The sequence below is a fragment of the Cellulomonas telluris genome, from assembly GCF_004886325.1.
In the GTDB taxonomy this organism is placed as follows: Bacteria; Actinomycetota; Actinomycetes; order Actinomycetales; family Cellulomonadaceae; genus Cellulomonas; species Cellulomonas telluris.
Window position 1 is genome coordinate 1 of sequence record NZ_QXFN01000045.1, and the last position, 607, is coordinate 607.

The 607-nt window shown below is 69.2% G+C and carries 1 protein-coding gene; it reads right to left on the reverse strand.

Annotated elements, in window-relative coordinates:
• Positions 1 to 130 precede the first annotated feature (130 nt).
• Positions 131 to 499 (reverse strand): DUF742 domain-containing protein, encoded by a 369-nt coding sequence (locus FB586_RS18660; protein WP_136520852.1) that lies wholly within the window; start codon positions 497 to 499, stop codon positions 131 to 133.
• Positions 500 to 607: the final 108 nt, after the last annotated feature.

Consider the following 607-nt stretch of genomic DNA (forward strand, 5'->3'; position numbering starts at 1 on the left):
GGACTCGTTGGTCACGAGCGCCTCGGTGCGCAGCGGGTCGATCTCCGACACGGCGCCGACGAGCGTCGACTTGCCGACGCCGAAGCCGCCTGCAATGACGATCTTCGTCGACGCAGCCGCGCGCTGTGCCTTAGTAGTTTCGAAGTCCACGGAGGGTCCTTTCGATGAGCTCGAGGCGCTCATCTGTCGACGTCTTGTCGGTGATGGTGGCCTGGATACGGATCAGGCCCTGCTCGATGAGGTCACCCAGCAGCACCCGGGTGACGCCGATCGGCATCTTGGTCAGGGCCGACACCTCGGCCACGGAACGCCGGTCGCAGACCTCGAGGACCTGCGCGGCTGAGGGCGACAGCGCCGGTGCCTCCGCACCCGCCTGGAGACGGAGCGTGGCCTCCATGGCCAGCTCGACCTTGGCGGCCGTCCGTCCGGCGGTGAGGGTGTAGGAGCGGACGAGGCGTGGGCGGTAGCCCTCGTCCTCGGGCTCGACAGGCGGCGTCATGTCGTGGACCGGTCAGCCGCCCGTACCGACGCGGGCCTGGGCCTCGACGGTACGTCCCACTCGGTCCACCAGCAGGGCCATCTCGTAGCCCACCTGGCCCATGTCGGC

Coding starts and splice junctions, on each gene's coding strand:
- FB586_RS18660 (WP_136520852.1), bottom strand. CDS start 499: ATGACGCCGCCTGTCGAGCCCGAGGACGAGGGCTACCGCCCACGCCTC.